The sequence below is a fragment of the Ruegeria sp. YTSA064 genome, from assembly GCF_059610325.1.
This window is the reverse complement of record NZ_JBXWNK010000004.1, coordinates 226,351-240,315: the sequence shown is the minus strand read 5'-3', so window position 1 is coordinate 240,315 and position 13,965 is coordinate 226,351. Positions and strand designations below refer to the sequence as shown.

11 protein-coding genes, 1 tRNA gene and 1 pseudogene are annotated in these 13,965 nt (G+C 56.2%); 5 read left to right on the top strand and 8 right to left on the bottom strand.

What is annotated here, in order from left to right; all coding sequences use genetic code 11:
* The first annotated feature begins 12 nt into the window (after positions 1-12).
* The 3 genes and pseudogenes from AC2FI7_RS08070 to AC2FI7_RS08060 form a co-directional block, all read left to right on the top strand.
* Positions 13-927, top strand: coding sequence for a sugar kinase (locus tag AC2FI7_RS08070; RefSeq protein WP_496833310.1), 915 nt, complete (start codon positions 13-15; stop codon positions 925-927).
* Positions 920-1,318 (top strand): RidA family protein, encoded by a 399-nt coding sequence (locus AC2FI7_RS08065; RefSeq protein WP_496833308.1) that lies wholly within the window; start codon positions 920-922, stop codon positions 1,316-1,318. Before AC2FI7_RS08070 ends, AC2FI7_RS08065 begins: the two co-directional genes overlap by 8 nt.
* Before the next feature lie 252 nt (positions 1,319-1,570).
* A pseudogene (locus AC2FI7_RS08060) lies at positions 1,571-1,681 on the top strand (GapR family DNA-binding domain-containing protein); the annotation flags it as partial.
* A 10-nt stretch (positions 1,682-1,691) separates the two neighbouring features.
* Here the strand turns inward: AC2FI7_RS08060 and AC2FI7_RS08055 are convergent.
* A complete protein-coding gene (locus AC2FI7_RS08055; protein WP_480873464.1) occupies positions 1,692-2,567 on the bottom strand; it encodes a hypothetical protein in 876 nt (291 codons plus the stop codon).
* 179 nt (positions 2,568-2,746) lie between these two features.
* Here AC2FI7_RS08055 and AC2FI7_RS08050 point away from each other — a divergent pair.
* Positions 2,747-2,822: transfer RNA gene (locus AC2FI7_RS08050), tRNA-Thr, on the top strand.
* Positions 2,823-3,069: 247 nt separating this feature from the next.
* Here AC2FI7_RS08050 and AC2FI7_RS08045 read toward each other — a convergent pair.
* The 7 genes from AC2FI7_RS08045 to pepN all read right to left on the bottom strand — a co-directional run bounded on the left by AC2FI7_RS08045 (position 3,070) and on the right by pepN (position 11,594).
* Complete coding sequence (locus AC2FI7_RS08045) at positions 3,070-3,591, bottom strand: hypothetical protein (protein WP_029622216.1); 522 nt, start codon at positions 3,589-3,591, stop codon at positions 3,070-3,072.
* A 145-nt stretch (positions 3,592-3,736) separates the two neighbouring features.
* The gene (locus tag AC2FI7_RS08040) at positions 3,737-4,168 is read right to left on the bottom strand and encodes a DUF4177 domain-containing protein (RefSeq protein WP_496815637.1); all 432 of its coding nucleotides are present in this window, start codon (positions 4,166-4,168) and stop codon (positions 3,737-3,739) included.
* A 98-nt stretch (positions 4,169-4,266) separates the two neighbouring features.
* Positions 4,267-5,505, bottom strand: coding sequence for a peptidase T (gene pepT / locus AC2FI7_RS08035; RefSeq protein WP_496815638.1), 1,239 nt, complete (start codon positions 5,503-5,505; stop codon positions 4,267-4,269).
* Positions 5,506-5,657: 152 nt separating this feature from the next.
* On the bottom strand, positions 5,658-7,169 hold the full coding sequence (gene gatB / locus AC2FI7_RS08030) for an Asp-tRNA(Asn)/Glu-tRNA(Gln) amidotransferase subunit GatB (RefSeq protein ID WP_120981180.1): 1,512 nt from the start codon (positions 7,167-7,169) through the stop codon (positions 5,658-5,660).
* A 67-nt stretch (positions 7,170-7,236) separates the two neighbouring features.
* A complete protein-coding gene (locus tag AC2FI7_RS08025; protein WP_496815639.1) occupies positions 7,237-8,490 on the bottom strand; it encodes a hypothetical protein in 1,254 nt (417 codons plus the stop codon).
* Positions 8,491-8,616: 126 nt separating this feature from the next.
* Positions 8,617-9,003, bottom strand: coding sequence for a hypothetical protein (locus AC2FI7_RS08020; protein WP_238528827.1), 387 nt, complete (start codon positions 9,001-9,003; stop codon positions 8,617-8,619).
* A gap of 38 nt (positions 9,004-9,041) precedes the next feature.
* The gene (gene pepN / locus AC2FI7_RS08015) at positions 9,042-11,594 is read right to left on the bottom strand and encodes an aminopeptidase N (RefSeq protein ID WP_496815640.1); all 2,553 of its coding nucleotides are present in this window, start codon (positions 11,592-11,594) and stop codon (positions 9,042-9,044) included.
* Positions 11,595-11,799: 205 nt separating this feature from the next.
* Here pepN and AC2FI7_RS08010 point away from each other — a divergent pair, with 205 nt between their 5' ends.
* Positions 11,800-13,935, top strand: coding sequence for a malate synthase G (locus tag AC2FI7_RS08010; protein ID WP_010442817.1), 2,136 nt, complete (start codon positions 11,800-11,802; stop codon positions 13,933-13,935).
* Positions 13,936-13,965 lie beyond the last annotated feature (30 nt).

Below are 13,965 nucleotides of genomic sequence, written 5' to 3'. Positions count from 1 at the left end.
ATAAGGTGAAACATGGCTGACCTCATATGTTTAGGGGAACCCCTGTTCGAATTAAACGCATGCCAGGATGGACTGTTCAAAGGGGGGTTCGGCGGAGATGTTTCCAACGTCGCTGTCGCTGCTGCCAGACAGGGGATTGATGTCGCTTTGATTGCGCGCGTCGGAGACGACCAATTTGGCGAGAAGCTTCGGGGTTTGTGGTCCCGAGAAGGTGTGAACCACGAGCACGTGTTATCTGCCTCGGGTGAGGACACGGGGCTCTATTTCGTCTTTCACGATGGACACGGGCACCATTTCGTTTACCGTCGAAAGGGCTCCGCCGCCAGTCGGATGTTACCGGAACAAATTCCAGGCGATGCAATCTCCAATGCAAGGATGTTTTATACTTCCGGGATCAGTCTTGGGGTAAGTCCAGAGCTTCAATCAACAACTCAGGAAGCAATCCACACAGCGCGGCAGTTTGGCGTATCAATTGCTTTCGATCCCAATTTGCGGACAGCTCTTTGGCCGTTAGACAAGGCCCGGCAGGTTACTCACGATGCAATGCGGCGCTGCAATATCGTGCTGCCAGGGCTCGATGACGCCCGTCAATTGACGAGCCTTCACAGCCCCGAGGACATAATTGACTTCTACCACAATCTGGGTGCTGAAGTTGTGGCGCTGTCGCTTGGTGCGGACGGTGTATCCATATCCGACGGGCAAGGCATTCTCACAATTCCCGGAGTAACAGTCCCGGCGGTCGACGCTACCGGCGCGGGAGACTGTTTTAACGGAATTTTCCTGTCCGCTTACCTGAAAAACAAGGATGCCTTGAAATCTGCTGAACTCGCGAACCGCGGCGCGGCCCTTTCGACTACGGGCTTTGGTGCCGTGGACCCCATTCCTTACGGAAAAGACCTAACAGAAGGAAATCACTTCAATGTCTGAGAAAAAGATCGTGCGCTTGGGCGATGACAGGACCGGTGCAGGTGGTCAACCGCTACCTTTTGCTCCAGCTGTAAGAGCCGGCGACTTTGTGTTCATATCCGGGCAGGTGGCAATGAAAGAAAATGGAGAAATAGAAGCGGGAGGCATCGAGTCACAAACCCGAAAAACGATGGAAAATCTGATAGCAGCTTTGGCGCTGGCTGATTGCACTCTGGATGATGTAGCGAAAGTGGGCGTCTGGCTGGACGATCCTCGTGATTTTTGGACGTTCAACCGGGTCTACGCGAGCTACTTCCCAAATGGCGGCCCGGCGCGCTCAACCGTCCGTTCGCAAATCATGGTGGACGCCAAGGTCGAGATTGATGCGGTCGCATACAAACCGCTGGGCTAGCTCCAAGATACTCTTTCCAATAGAATTGAGCTGGCACTTTTTGCCAGCCTATTTTCTTGAAATATTATAGAGCACCATTTGGAAGGACGTTTTGTAACGCACTGGGTGTAATACGGACATTTATTGTTGATAAGGCTAAGACCGGATGGTTGCACTTCTGGGGTTTGCAGAGTCCATTTGTGAAAGTTTGCTTTGGGCTGCGAGCGGACGAGCTTGCCCGATATTAAAGACAGATTCATTTCGTAAATATGCTACGATACCAAAGTGATGCGCAACGTCGTCGCCCTGCGCAAGCGCGACAAGAACAATATCGCTGAAGAAGAAGCCATGCTGGAAATGTACAAAGAAGCGCTGGGGATGTAACTTCAGCCGCTTACGGGTTCAGAAAACGGAGATCTGGCATGGTCCGAAGCCGTGCCAGATCCTGCTCATAAAGCTCGGTAAACGCCGCGATAATGTCTTCGCTCCAGCCGGGCAGTTCCACCTCTTCCTCGATCGCCTCTGTCAGCGCATGCTGCTGAAAGATCTGTGCTAACCTTCCTCTGAAAATGGGATCGTTGGGTGGGCGTTGTTGTTCTCTCAACCCCTTCAGCTCCTGCTTACCCAGATCCGAGATCAGCGAGGACAGCAGCGCGTATTCCTGATCAAGCTGCGTGTCCGCGGGTAGTCCGACAAGTGCGCGCGCAATGTCACCAAGGATCAGAGGAGAATCCTCGTTACTCCACAAGGTGATCTTGACGTCTGGAGCAAGATCGCGAATGTCCTCAATCATCGCAAGCCAACTCAGGCAACTCAGATCGGTCGTCGCAACTATATGTTCGCGCTCGGGGGCCGATAGCAACATCAATACCTTCGGAATAAAGCTGCCGGGATTGCGTAGCCCCACAAACAGTTCGACAGACGAATCGCTGAACAGGTGGTCCATATAGGACATCCTTTGACCCGCGTTCGCATAGAACTGCCCATCCATGATGATCGATGCCCGTTCACCAAGATACAGCGCACTTGACAGGATCGCCCGATCAACCTGCTGCCCCTGAGGCATTAATTTCTGAAACCTTGCCCGCGTATCTTGGTGCGAAGGGCGGTCGGCCGCAGGCTTCAGAGCTGGCCGAAAGATCTTTCTGAACGGACGCATCCCCCAAAATGCCGCATGGCTCTCAGCGACAAGCTGTACGTTCGCCTGAAGTAGATTGAGCAACGGGTCGTGGTCGGTAAAGTGTGCTCCGGCTTGGATGACCATCTGCATATTGGAATTGTCCTTGCCTCGGGCGAAATTATCGCTTGGGTTACAACCTGTCCCCGGCGCAGTCAAATTTGGATAAGGCCTGATTATTAGGTTATCCTAAGGCAAACCATCACAAAGTTAAGGCGACGCGAAAATTCGGGCTTGCAGTCCCTGTTCCGAGCGATTAATCGACACCCAGTGCCCCTATAGCTCAGCTGGTAGAGCAACTGATTTGTAATCAGTAGGTCCGCGGTTCGAGTCCGTGTGGGGGCACCAGAATATCCTGATAATGTTAAATTAATTTGTATATACAGTGACACGCTGCCGCACATGCTCGACTCGTGTCAGTCTGATGTCAGTCGCGCCGCTGCAACTCAGTCCGTAGGATTCGGTCGGCCAGTTTGAACCCAGCAGCCGCGTAAACGTCTGCCTTGTGTTCCAAGGCTTCCCCTAAATCGGTGCGCTGGTCGTGCCAAGCCTTACTGTTATGCACTAGGACAACCTGCCTAAATTCGCGTTCGGTCTAATTTCCTGGTAAAAACTCGCGGCACATGGATAGATTGCGGTTTACCTCATCGCGGCAAAAGTTAGTTAGCCGTTCGCGTTGGGTTGTCGCCTTGGTCTGAGCGTCGCGCCGCGCTTCGTTGGTCATAAATGCAAAGCAACCATCGAAGGCAAACGCGGCATCGTTGTCATAAAGGCGAATAAACTCGATGGCATCGATCATATCGCGATACTCGGTCGATATGATGTCACCCTTAACCCGGTGGATTTCCGCAACGCGATCCTCACCCACGTGCCGCGTCAAAAGGTACGTGCTCTGTTCATCGCCGTTCCCAACACTGTGGGCAAATTGACATCGGTGGCTTTCGCGGTTCTGGTTGACCGCCCCGATCACTTCCACATGCTCGATCGGGTCATATTGGACTTGTTTATTCCATTGGTAGTAGACCGGTGGATCAACATACAGATTCGGTTGCTGTTGGGCTAAAGCGGCACCAGCAGTTGCCATTGCTATCAAAGCAGCGATGATTGCTCGATTCATTCCCATAGTTCCTTTGGGGCTCATCGCAAGAGGTTGGCGCGATGTGTCAGGGTTGATGTGGATTTATCCTGATCGCGCACAAATATCCTTGGTAGAGCTGATCACATTCAACGCAAGCCAGCCAATTAGAATCCGCGAAGCCACGCTAGCGCGAAGGCTCGGTCTGGTCTTTTTCTGCCGTTTCACCCGAGGGCTTCAGCGACAATGGCGGGTCTTCCGGCTCTTCTGAGATCGGGGCAGGGGCGGCCGGAGGTTCTGTCAGTCCATCGTCAGGTCCGGGGACCGGGCGCGCGGTCGGGGTGGCGCCTTCTTCAACCGGGTTTTTCGAATCCAGCTCATCCGTAGCAAGTGCCCTGCGAAATACCAGCACATTTCGCCAGTTAGTGGTTGAACCCGTCAAACCTGTGCGTTCCTCGCTGGGCAGCAATTCTGCGCGCTGATATTCCCAACCCTCTTGGCCCAGTTGGTTCAACAACTGCTCAATTGAGGTGGCGAACCGGCCCTCGGGCGTTTTCACGCCCTTCGCCTTGGTTCCCTTTTGCGGAGCGGGGACAACTTTATATTCGTAGCGCTGCATCAACTGGTCCTAATTGCGTAACCCGGGCAAATTAACATTTTGACAGGCGGGTGAAAGCCAAGATCACGTATTGGCGAAATTCGGCCCGCACTGTGGCTTTAGCTCCGCGCGGCTTTGCCCACAAGCGACAGACAGGTTTCGGTTGCGATCGCCATGTCCTGCACCGAGATCCACTCCAGCGGACCATGAATACATTGCATGCCCGTAAATATGTTGGGCGTGGGTGTGCCGAATTCGGTTAGGCGGGAGCCATCGGTGCCACCCCGGATCGGAACCGATATTGGCTCGATCCCCTGTTCGCGGCAGGCTTCGCGCGCCAGATCGACAGGGGTCATGTCCTTTTCCAGCCAATAGCGCATGTTGCGGTATTGATGGGAGATGTCGCAGGAGATGGTCGCGCGCGGTTCGGTGGCCTGAACGGCAGCACAGACCTGACGGACAATTTCGCGCAGGGCTTCCAGCGCATCCATTTCGAAATCACGCAGGATCAGCTTGATCTCCATCTCGGACGAGCCGCCATTCATATCTGTGACATGGATGAACCCCTGACGCCCATCCGTCACCTCGGGTGTCATCGTCGCCTGAGGCAGTGTCTGCACGATCTTTGCCGCCAGATGCGCCGCGTTTACCATTTTGTCCTTGGCCAATCCGGGGTGGATCGACACGCCTGTGATCTTGATCACCGCCCGATCAGCCGAGAAGCTCTCATATTCGATCTCACCCAGTTCCTGTCCGTCCAGCGTATAGGCAAAATCCGCGCCCAGATCCTTGGGTAGCTGTTCGGAAACGCCGCGCCCGATTTCTTCATCCGGGGTAAAGGCGATGCGAATCGGACCGTGGGGGATGTCAATGTTCTCCAGCAAGTGCCTCGCCATCGTCATCAGGATCGAAACGCCCGCCTTGTCATCGCCCCCCAGCAGAGTGGTGCCTGAGGCAGTGATCAGATCATGTCCGATCTTCTTGGCCAGATAAGGGTGTTCTTCGGGCGATAACACCAGATCGGGATCATCGGGGAAGGTAATCTCGCCGCCATTATACCCTTTGATCACCCGAGGCTTCACGCCGGTTGCATTGAACTGAGGCGCGGTGTCCACATGCGCCAGAAATCCAATCGTTGGCCCGTCGGCCGTACCGGGGATGGTGGCCACGACCACGCTGTCTCCGGTCATCTGAACGTCTTGCGCACCGATCTCGGTCAGCTCTTGCCGCAACAGGTTCAGCATGTCGAACTGAACATCGGTGCTTGGGGTCGAGGGCGAGGTCTCATCGCTCTGACTGTCGATGGCGGCATAGCGCACCAGCCGGGTTTCCAGTTCCTGATCAAACCGATTTTTCATGTCTGCTTCCTCTCCGCGTTGCGGGAAGAAGAATGCCCATTTGGGCGTGGAGTCAAGCTGAAGGCCTGCCCGTTTTGAGCGGCCTGAAATTAACTTTTTGTTATGTACAAGTTGAACAAACCCCTGTCTGGGGTTTGTTCAACTCGGAAGATTTACGAACTCAGCTTTTTGCTGACCAATTCGTTCACGGCCTTTGGATTGGCTTTGCCGCCGGTGGCCTTCATCACCTGACCGACGAACCAGCCCGCCAGTTTCGGGTTCACCTTGGCTTTCTCAACCTGTGCCGGATTGGCGGCGATGATCTCATCCAAAGCGGCCTCGATCGCACCGGTATCGGTCACCTGCTTCATACCGCGCTCTTCGACGATCTGTGCTGGGTCACCGCCTTCGGTATAGACAATCTCAAACAGGTCCTTGGCGATCTTGCCCGAGATGGCGTCCGACGAAATCAGATCAATGATTCCCGCCAACTGAGCGGGAGAAACCGGAGACTCGGTGATGTCATGGTCTTCTTTCTTCAACCGGCCAAACAGCTCGTTGATCACCCAGTTTGCAGCCAGCTTGCCGCTGCGCCCCTTGGCGACCTCTTCGAAATAAGCCGCTGATTCTACCTCGGCGGTCAAGACCGAAGCGTCGTAGTCGGTCAGGCTGAACTCGCTGATAAATCGCGCTTTTTTGTCGTCTGGCAGCTCGGGCAGCTTGGCAGCGATGTCGTCGACCCACGCTTGTTCGATCTCCAGCGGCAGCAGATCGGGGTCAGGGAAGTAGCGATAGTCATGCGCTTCTTCCTTAGACCGCATCGAGCGTGTCTCGCCCTTATCCGGATCATACAGGCGCGTTTCCTGATCAATCGTGCCGCCGCCTTCGACGATTGCGATTTGACGACGTGCTTCGACCTCAATCGCTTGCTGGATAAAGCGCATCGAGTTCATGTTCTTGATCTCGCAGCGCGTGCCCAGATGCGAAAAGTCCTGTGTTTCCTGATACTTCTCATACGCACCCGGCAAACAGATCGAGACGTTCACGTCCGCCCGCAGGTTGCCGTTCTGCATGTTACCGTCGCAGGTGCCCAGATAGCGCATGATCTGACGCAACTTGGCGATGTAAGCCGCCGCCTCTTCCGGCCCGCGAATATCCGGACGCGAAACGATCTCCATCAGGCAGACACCGGTCCGGTTCAGGTCGACAAAGGACATATGCGGATCCATGTCGTGGATCGATTTGCCCGCGTCCTGCTCCATGTGGATGCGCTCGATCCGAACCATGCGCGCGGTGCCGTCGCCCATCTCGACCAGCACTTCACCTTCGCCCACAATAGGCTGATAAAGTTGGGAAATCTGGTAGCCCTGCGGCAGGTCAGGATAGAAATAGTTCTTGCGGTCAAAGGCCGATTTCAGGTTGATATCCGCTTTCAAACCCAGCCCGGTGCGCACCGCCTGTTCAACGCAATACTCGTTGATCACCGGTAGCATGCCGGGCATCGCGGCGTCCACGAAGGCCACATTCGAATTCGGCTCGGCCCCGAATTGGGTCGACGCCCCCGAGAACAGTTTGGCGTTGGACGAGACCTGAGCATGCACCTCCATTCCGATCACCAGTTCCCAATCGTGCTTGGCCCCGGCAATGGTTTTGGGTTTGGGCATTTCGTATGTCAGGTCGAGCATGGCGCGCCTCATTTCCGCAGAAGTCTAAGCCTGCGTATTAGGCCCGGCGCGCCAAAGGAGCAAGGGGTTAGTTCCCTGAGAATTGCAGCCCGGACGGAGTGAACGTCACACTCTGCCCGCTGCGCAGTTCCTCGCGCAGCAGGTTTGCGATGGCCTTTAGCGCATCGCGGCGACCGCGTGCAGCAAATCGCTCGGATGAGTTGACGCGAAGGCTATTGTTGAACCCGTTTGCTGCATGGGCCCAAATCAGAGGGTGCAGTTCGGTCAGGTGATCGCGGATCAGCCAATTGGCAGCCTCACAAATCTGTTTGCGGGCGATATCCGCCTGAGGGTTTTGCCCCATTCGGTTCTGCTGGGTGATCGCGCAATAGGCCGCGAGCAAGTTGATAGTTTGCTGATCCGGGCGACGCACTACGATATCCCGCAGACCCTCAAGGAAATACTCCACATCCACCCGTGCGCAGGCCTCGTCATCCAATGCGATGGCGTCGAACTGTACCCAGGTGTATCCGCCTGCGCCCCATGTTTTCTGGGTCCGCGCCGCGTTGCGCAATGCTTGAACTTCAAGCTCTTCATAGCTCCCGAACCAGCGCGGCAGCATGTGGCTGCCCATCGCGCGCATATGGCGATGGTTCTGAATGTCTAGAGTGATCAAGTGTTCATACTTATCTGCCACACGGGTGCGCGGATCGACGTGACCTGCCAGCAAAGCGCAATCGGCTGCGGCAATCGCAGGGCTGTCTGGCATTGCAGAACGGCAAAGTGGCAGCAATGCTGCCGCACGGTCGAAATGCGCCGCACAGCGAGATTGATGCAATGACGGCAGCGCCTCTGGATGCGCATCGCCGCGCCATGCCCAGGCAAGATCAATATGGGCCAGTGCAACGACCAGCGTGATCATCGGATCGTTGGGATGGTTTTGGATCTCGCCTTCAAGCTCGAAAATTCCACCCAGCAGATCGTAGTCTGACATCGCCTTGCCATCTGACAGCGCGTGCTCGACAGCCAGCACGACATCTGAACGGGCGCCAAAGGCCAACAGGTCTGCTATGGGCTGTCCGCAGGGCGTGGATTTGCGTGCCTGATCCGCAGCGCGCATCTCTTGCGAAAGTTCGGCCCACATATCCTGCCGCGCCAGATAGCGACCGCGTTCAATCACCTGATGTCCGTTTGCATCCTGTTCGTCCGTTTCGACGATAGGGACATTCAATTGGCCCGATGCGACAAGCCAGGCGGTGGCATCAGCGACTGACGCAGGCAGGGGCGTTGAAGGGGAGGAACCGAAAAAACGGGCGGCAAAAGGCTTGATAGACCAAAACATGGCAGAACTCGAACTTGAACAAACTAGTAACGCGTTCAGTTTGCCAAAAATTGTGCTCAATTCAAAGAGACACTACCTCAAACCGGTATTTCAGGCACCAATCGTGTTCAGATTCGATGAATCGTTTCAAAATACTCTAAAATGATGGCGTTCAACGGCGATTCCCGCCCGTTGCAGAACCTCTTCAAGCTGTTTGTGCGGAGGAAGTGATTCATCTGGCAGACGCAGTCGTTTTTCGGATTTCAGTATCACAGAGACCCGCACCGAAAAGTCCCATCGCGTGTCGAACCGAAAACGATCCACTGTAGAAAGATCCAGCGTGCCCCGACGCTGACCTGTATGCCAGCGTAAGTTGCCATCGGACAGTTCCATCCCCGCGCTGGTATCTTGGAGTACATCCCGAAGCGCGGGCAGAGTGGTCAGGGCCAGCAGGCCTATCAGCCACCAGACCGCATCGAACAAGACGATCAGCCCGGTCAGAACCGCATAGATGCCAATTAGAATCAAAACCATGCGCGGATTTCGGTTCTGTCGTGTGAATGTGAAGGCGGTCATGCGCCCAGGATGCGCGAGACCATTTCGGTTGAGTCGCGAGACAGGCCTGGAGTTTCGGCGATGCGGTTCAGTTGTTTTCGGATCAGGGCCTGACGGTTCGCGTCATAGCGTTTCCAGGTCTGGAACGCGCTGCACATCCGGGCGGTGGTTTGCGGGTTCACCGGGTCGAGTCGGATCAACCAGTCTGCCAGCAATGCATAACCTGCGCCATCGGTTTGATGGAACCCCGCATGGTTTCCGACCAGAGATCCCATCAACGCTCGGAAGCGGTTGGGGTTTTTCCAATTGAAATCCGGGTGCTCAGTCAGTTTGCTCGCGGTTTCGACCGTAGTTTCCGGACCAGCCATCGAAACCTGCAGGGCGAACCATTTGTCCATCACCAACCGATCATGTTGCCATTGATCATAGAATGCGGCCAATTCAGCCTCACCTTTACCCGCGCGCAGCAGACAGGACAAAGAGGTGAGTTGCTGGGTCATGTTGTTGGCGCGTGCATACTCTTCGGCCGCCTTGATGCCTCCATCCAGGCGCGAGGTCAGGGCCAGCGCCGCGCTACCCAAGGCGCGCTTTCCAGATTGTTCAGCGTCCGGTTGGTATGGCGCATCCACCAGCGTTTCACTGTGAAGCCGGGGCAGCAGGTCTTGTACGTGTTGAGCCGTGGCTTGACGCAAGGTTTCAGCCGCCCTCCAGATCGCCATTGGATCGGGGGTGATACCCTTGTCATGCAGCGCCGCAGCCAGTTCTGATTGCGTTGGCAGACCCAACATGAGCGCCCGGTAAGCAGGGTCCAGCGTTTCATCGCGAAGGACTGACAGCAAACCGTCGAGGTAGTCGGCCTCTGGTGTTGCTTCCTCGGTGATCATGCGCAGAAGGGTGTCTTCGGCCAGCGACCTTCCAGCTTGCCAGCGGTTGAACGGGTCGATGTCATGGGCAAGTAGGAATGCGCGTTCTGCATTCGTTGAATCGTGTTCCAGGATCACCGGAGCCGAGAAACCCCGCAAGATCGAAGGCACAGGTTTCGCGGCGAGACCGGTGAACTTAAAGGTCTGTTCGGCTTCGGTCAGTTCCAACACTTTGGTTACGCGTACCTCATCGCCGTTCGGGCCGAGCAGACCCACGGCGACAGGAATGACCTGAGGCTGCTTGTCCTCCTGTCCCGGCGTCGGTTCGGTGCGTTGGCTCAGAGTCAGGGTGTAGGTGCCATCGGCCCAATCCTCAGCGACCGAGACCCTTGGCGTTCCCGATTGATTGTACCAGCGCTTGAACTGGCTCAGATCCCGACCAGTGGTCTCTTCGAACACTTGCAGCCAGTCCTCGATCGTGCAGGCCTGTCCATCATGGCGGTCGAAATAGAGATCCAGCGCCTCTGAGTAGGCCTCGTCACCCACTAGGCATTTCAGCATACCGATTACCTCAGCGCCTTTCTCATATATGGTTGAGGTGTAGAAGTTGTTGATTTCCTGAAAACTCTCGGGCCGAACCGGGTGCGACAAAGGCCCGTTGTCCTCGGGGAACTGTCGCGCGCGCAGGTCGATGGCGTCGTGAATACGTTTTACCGGGGCCGAGCGCATGTCCGAGGTGAACTGCGCGTCGCGGAACACTGTCAGCCCCTCTTTCAGACACAGCTGGAACCAGTCACGGCAGGTGATGCGGTTGCCGGTCCAGTTGTGGAAATACTCATGCGCGATAATCGCCTCGATCCGTTCGAAATTCGCATCGGTCGAGGTTTCTGGGCTTGCCAGAACGGCGGAGGAGTTGAAGATGTTCAGCCCCTTATTCTCCATCGCGCCCATGTTGAAATCGTCGACCGCCACGATGTTGAACACGTCCAAATCGTATTCGCGGCCATAGACATCCTCGTCCCATTTCATGGATTTCTTCAACGCTTCCATGCCAAAGGCGCTTTTGCCTTCATCTCCGGGACGAACCCAGAGGTTCAATTCAACGTCGCGACCAGATTTGGTGGTGAACTGGCCAGGGTGGGCAATCAGCTCCCCGGCGACGAGCGCGAACAGATAGGCGGGTTTGGGCCACGGATCGACCCATTCCGCCCAACCTTCCCCTTTGTCCGAGGGGTTGCCGTTGGACAGCAGCACCGGCAGGTCTCCGTTGATGCGCACTGTAAAGGTGGACATCACATCCGGGCGGTCAGGGTAATAGGTGATCTTGCGAAAGCCTTCGGCCTCGCATTGGGTGCAGTACATGCCATTCGACATGTAGAGACCTTCAAGCGCGGTGTTGTTAGCGGGATCAATCTCGACCACGGCCTCCCAGATGAAAGGTGCGTCAGGAACTGTGGCGGTGAGGCCTTCCGCAGTGATCTCGGGCGTAATCACTTCGCCATCAATCGCAGCTCGGATCAGGTTCAGTTCTTCCCCGTGCAGAAAGAATGTGCGGTCCGTAGCTTCGGGATTCGGACGGAATTTTATCCGAGAGGTCACGCGCGTGGCATTGGGTGCCAGATCAAAAGTCAGATGCACGCTGTCCACCAGGTAACCAAACGGGGTGTAGTCTTTCAGATAGATCGTGGTGGGGGCGGCGTCGCGCATCGGGGGCCTCATCATCTGGGAATCTGGCGTGACGTTAGGGGCTTCGCGCTGGCGCTGCAACCAATGGGCAATTGTCCAGATAGATTTGAAACAGTTTCGTGTTTGGTCATAAAAACTGAACCTATGGGCACAAGTTGCCTATCGGAAACAAACCACCTAATTGATGGGCGCATACAATGGCACACAATCGTAGGGGATTCGGAACATGAGCAGCAGAGAGATCCGCAGCGGACTGCAGATCGACCCGGTTCTGGTGGACTTCATCGAACAGAAGGCACTGCCGGGCACAAAGGTCACGGCTGATCAGTTCTGGTCGGGTCTGGAGCGTTTGGTGAATGAGCTGGGACCGAGGAATCGCGCGCTGTTGGAAAAGCGTACTGACATTCAGGGGCGCATCGACGGTTGGCATGCGGCGCGGCGCGGCCTGCCCATCAATGCTGGCGAGTACCAGTCTTTTCTGCGTGAGATTGGGTATCTGGTTGATGAAGGCGAGGATTTCGAAATCGAAACCGCCAATGTCGATCCCGAAATCGCTCTGACACCAGGCCCGCAGTTGGTTGTGCCGATCACCAATGCACGCTTTGCGCTGAACGCGGCGAATGCCCGTTGGGGCAGTCTGTATGATGCGCTTTATGGTACAGATGCGTTGGGCGATCTGCCTGCTGGCAAAGGCTATGACGCAGAACGTGGCGCACGGGTCGTCAGCTGGGCCAAGGCCTTTTTGGATCAGGCGGTGCCGTTGGCCGTCGGTTCCTGGTCGGATGTGTCAGGACTGAGCGTTCAGTACGGGGCGCTGATGCCGACCCTGGCCGATGCGTCTCAGTTCGCAGGATATGGTGGCGCAGCCGAGAACCCGGAATTTGTCCTGCTCCGCAACAACGGACTGCATATCCAGATCAAGGTTGATGCGCTAAGCGCAATCGGAGCAACCGATCCGGCGGGCATTGCTGATGTGCGTTTGGAGTCCGCGCTTTCGACGATCATGGATTGTGAGGATTCGGTTGCCTGTGTCGATGCAACCGACAAGGTGCAGGCCTATGGAAACTGGCTGGGCTTGATGGCTGGCGACCTGACCGAGGAGGTCACAAAAGGCGGTGCGACTTTCACCCGCAAACTTGCGGGGGATCTAGTCTATTCAGCACCCGATGGCGCGCCGGCCTCGTTGAAAGGGCGCTCGCTGATGCTGGTGCGAAATGTTGGGCATCTCATGACCAACCCCGCCGTTCTGGATGCTAATGGTAATGAGATCGGTGAGGGCCTGATGGATGGGCTTTGCACCACGATGATCGCCATGCATGATCTGCAGCGTGAGGGCGGCAACTCGGTCACCGGCTCAGTCTATGTGGTCAAACCCAAGATGCACGGACCCGAAGAGGTCGCGTTCGCGGTCGAGATTTTCGACATGGTCGAAGACATTCTGGGCCTGCCACGGAATACCGTAAAGCTTGGCATCATGGATGAGGAACGTCGCACCTCGGCCAACCTCAAGGAATGCATCCGCGCCGCGAAATCACGCGTGGCATTCATCAATACCGGCTTTCTTGATCGCACAGGGGATGAAATTCACACCTCGATGGAGGCGGGTCCGATGCTGCCCAAGGGCGATATCAAGGAGACGCCTTGGATTGCGTCCTACGAGGATCGCAACGTCGATATCGGATTGGCCTGTGGCCTCAAGGGTAAGGCACAGATCGGAAAAGGCATGTGGGCAATGCCGGATCGAATGGAGGATATGCTGGCGGCCAAGATCGGTCACCCTCAAGCGGGCGCAACCTGCGCCTGGGTGCCTTCGCCCACTGCCGCAACCTTGCACGCAACGCATTACCACAAGGTCGATGTGCTGGCGCGTCAGGACGAGTTAGCCGCTGGCGCTGCTCGGGGGACGCTGGATGATCTGTTGACGGTGCCACTGTTGGGTGGTCGCAATCTCAGCGCTGAGGAGATTACCCGTGAGATCGAGAACAATGCTCAGGGCATATTGGGTTATGTTGTGCGCTGGGTTGATCAAGGCGTCGGCTGCTCGAAAGTGCCGGATAGCAACGACATTGGTCTGATGGAAGACCGCGCGACCTGCCGGATTTCGTCTCAGGCGTTGGCGAACTGGTTGCATCATGATCTGATCAGTCAGGAGCAGGTGATGGCAGCGCTGCAGAAAATGGCTGCTGTAGTGGATCGGCAGAATGCGGATGATCCGTCCTACAAGCCGATGACGCCGGGTTTTGACGGGATCGCCTTTCAGGCGGCGTGTGATCTGGTATTCCGTGGGCGAGTGCAGCCCTCAGGATATACTGAACCGGTGCTGCACGCGCGCCGGTTAGAACTGAAGGCAAGCTTGCGCTAAGGGTAGGGGCGGGAACGAGGGGGCCGTCTG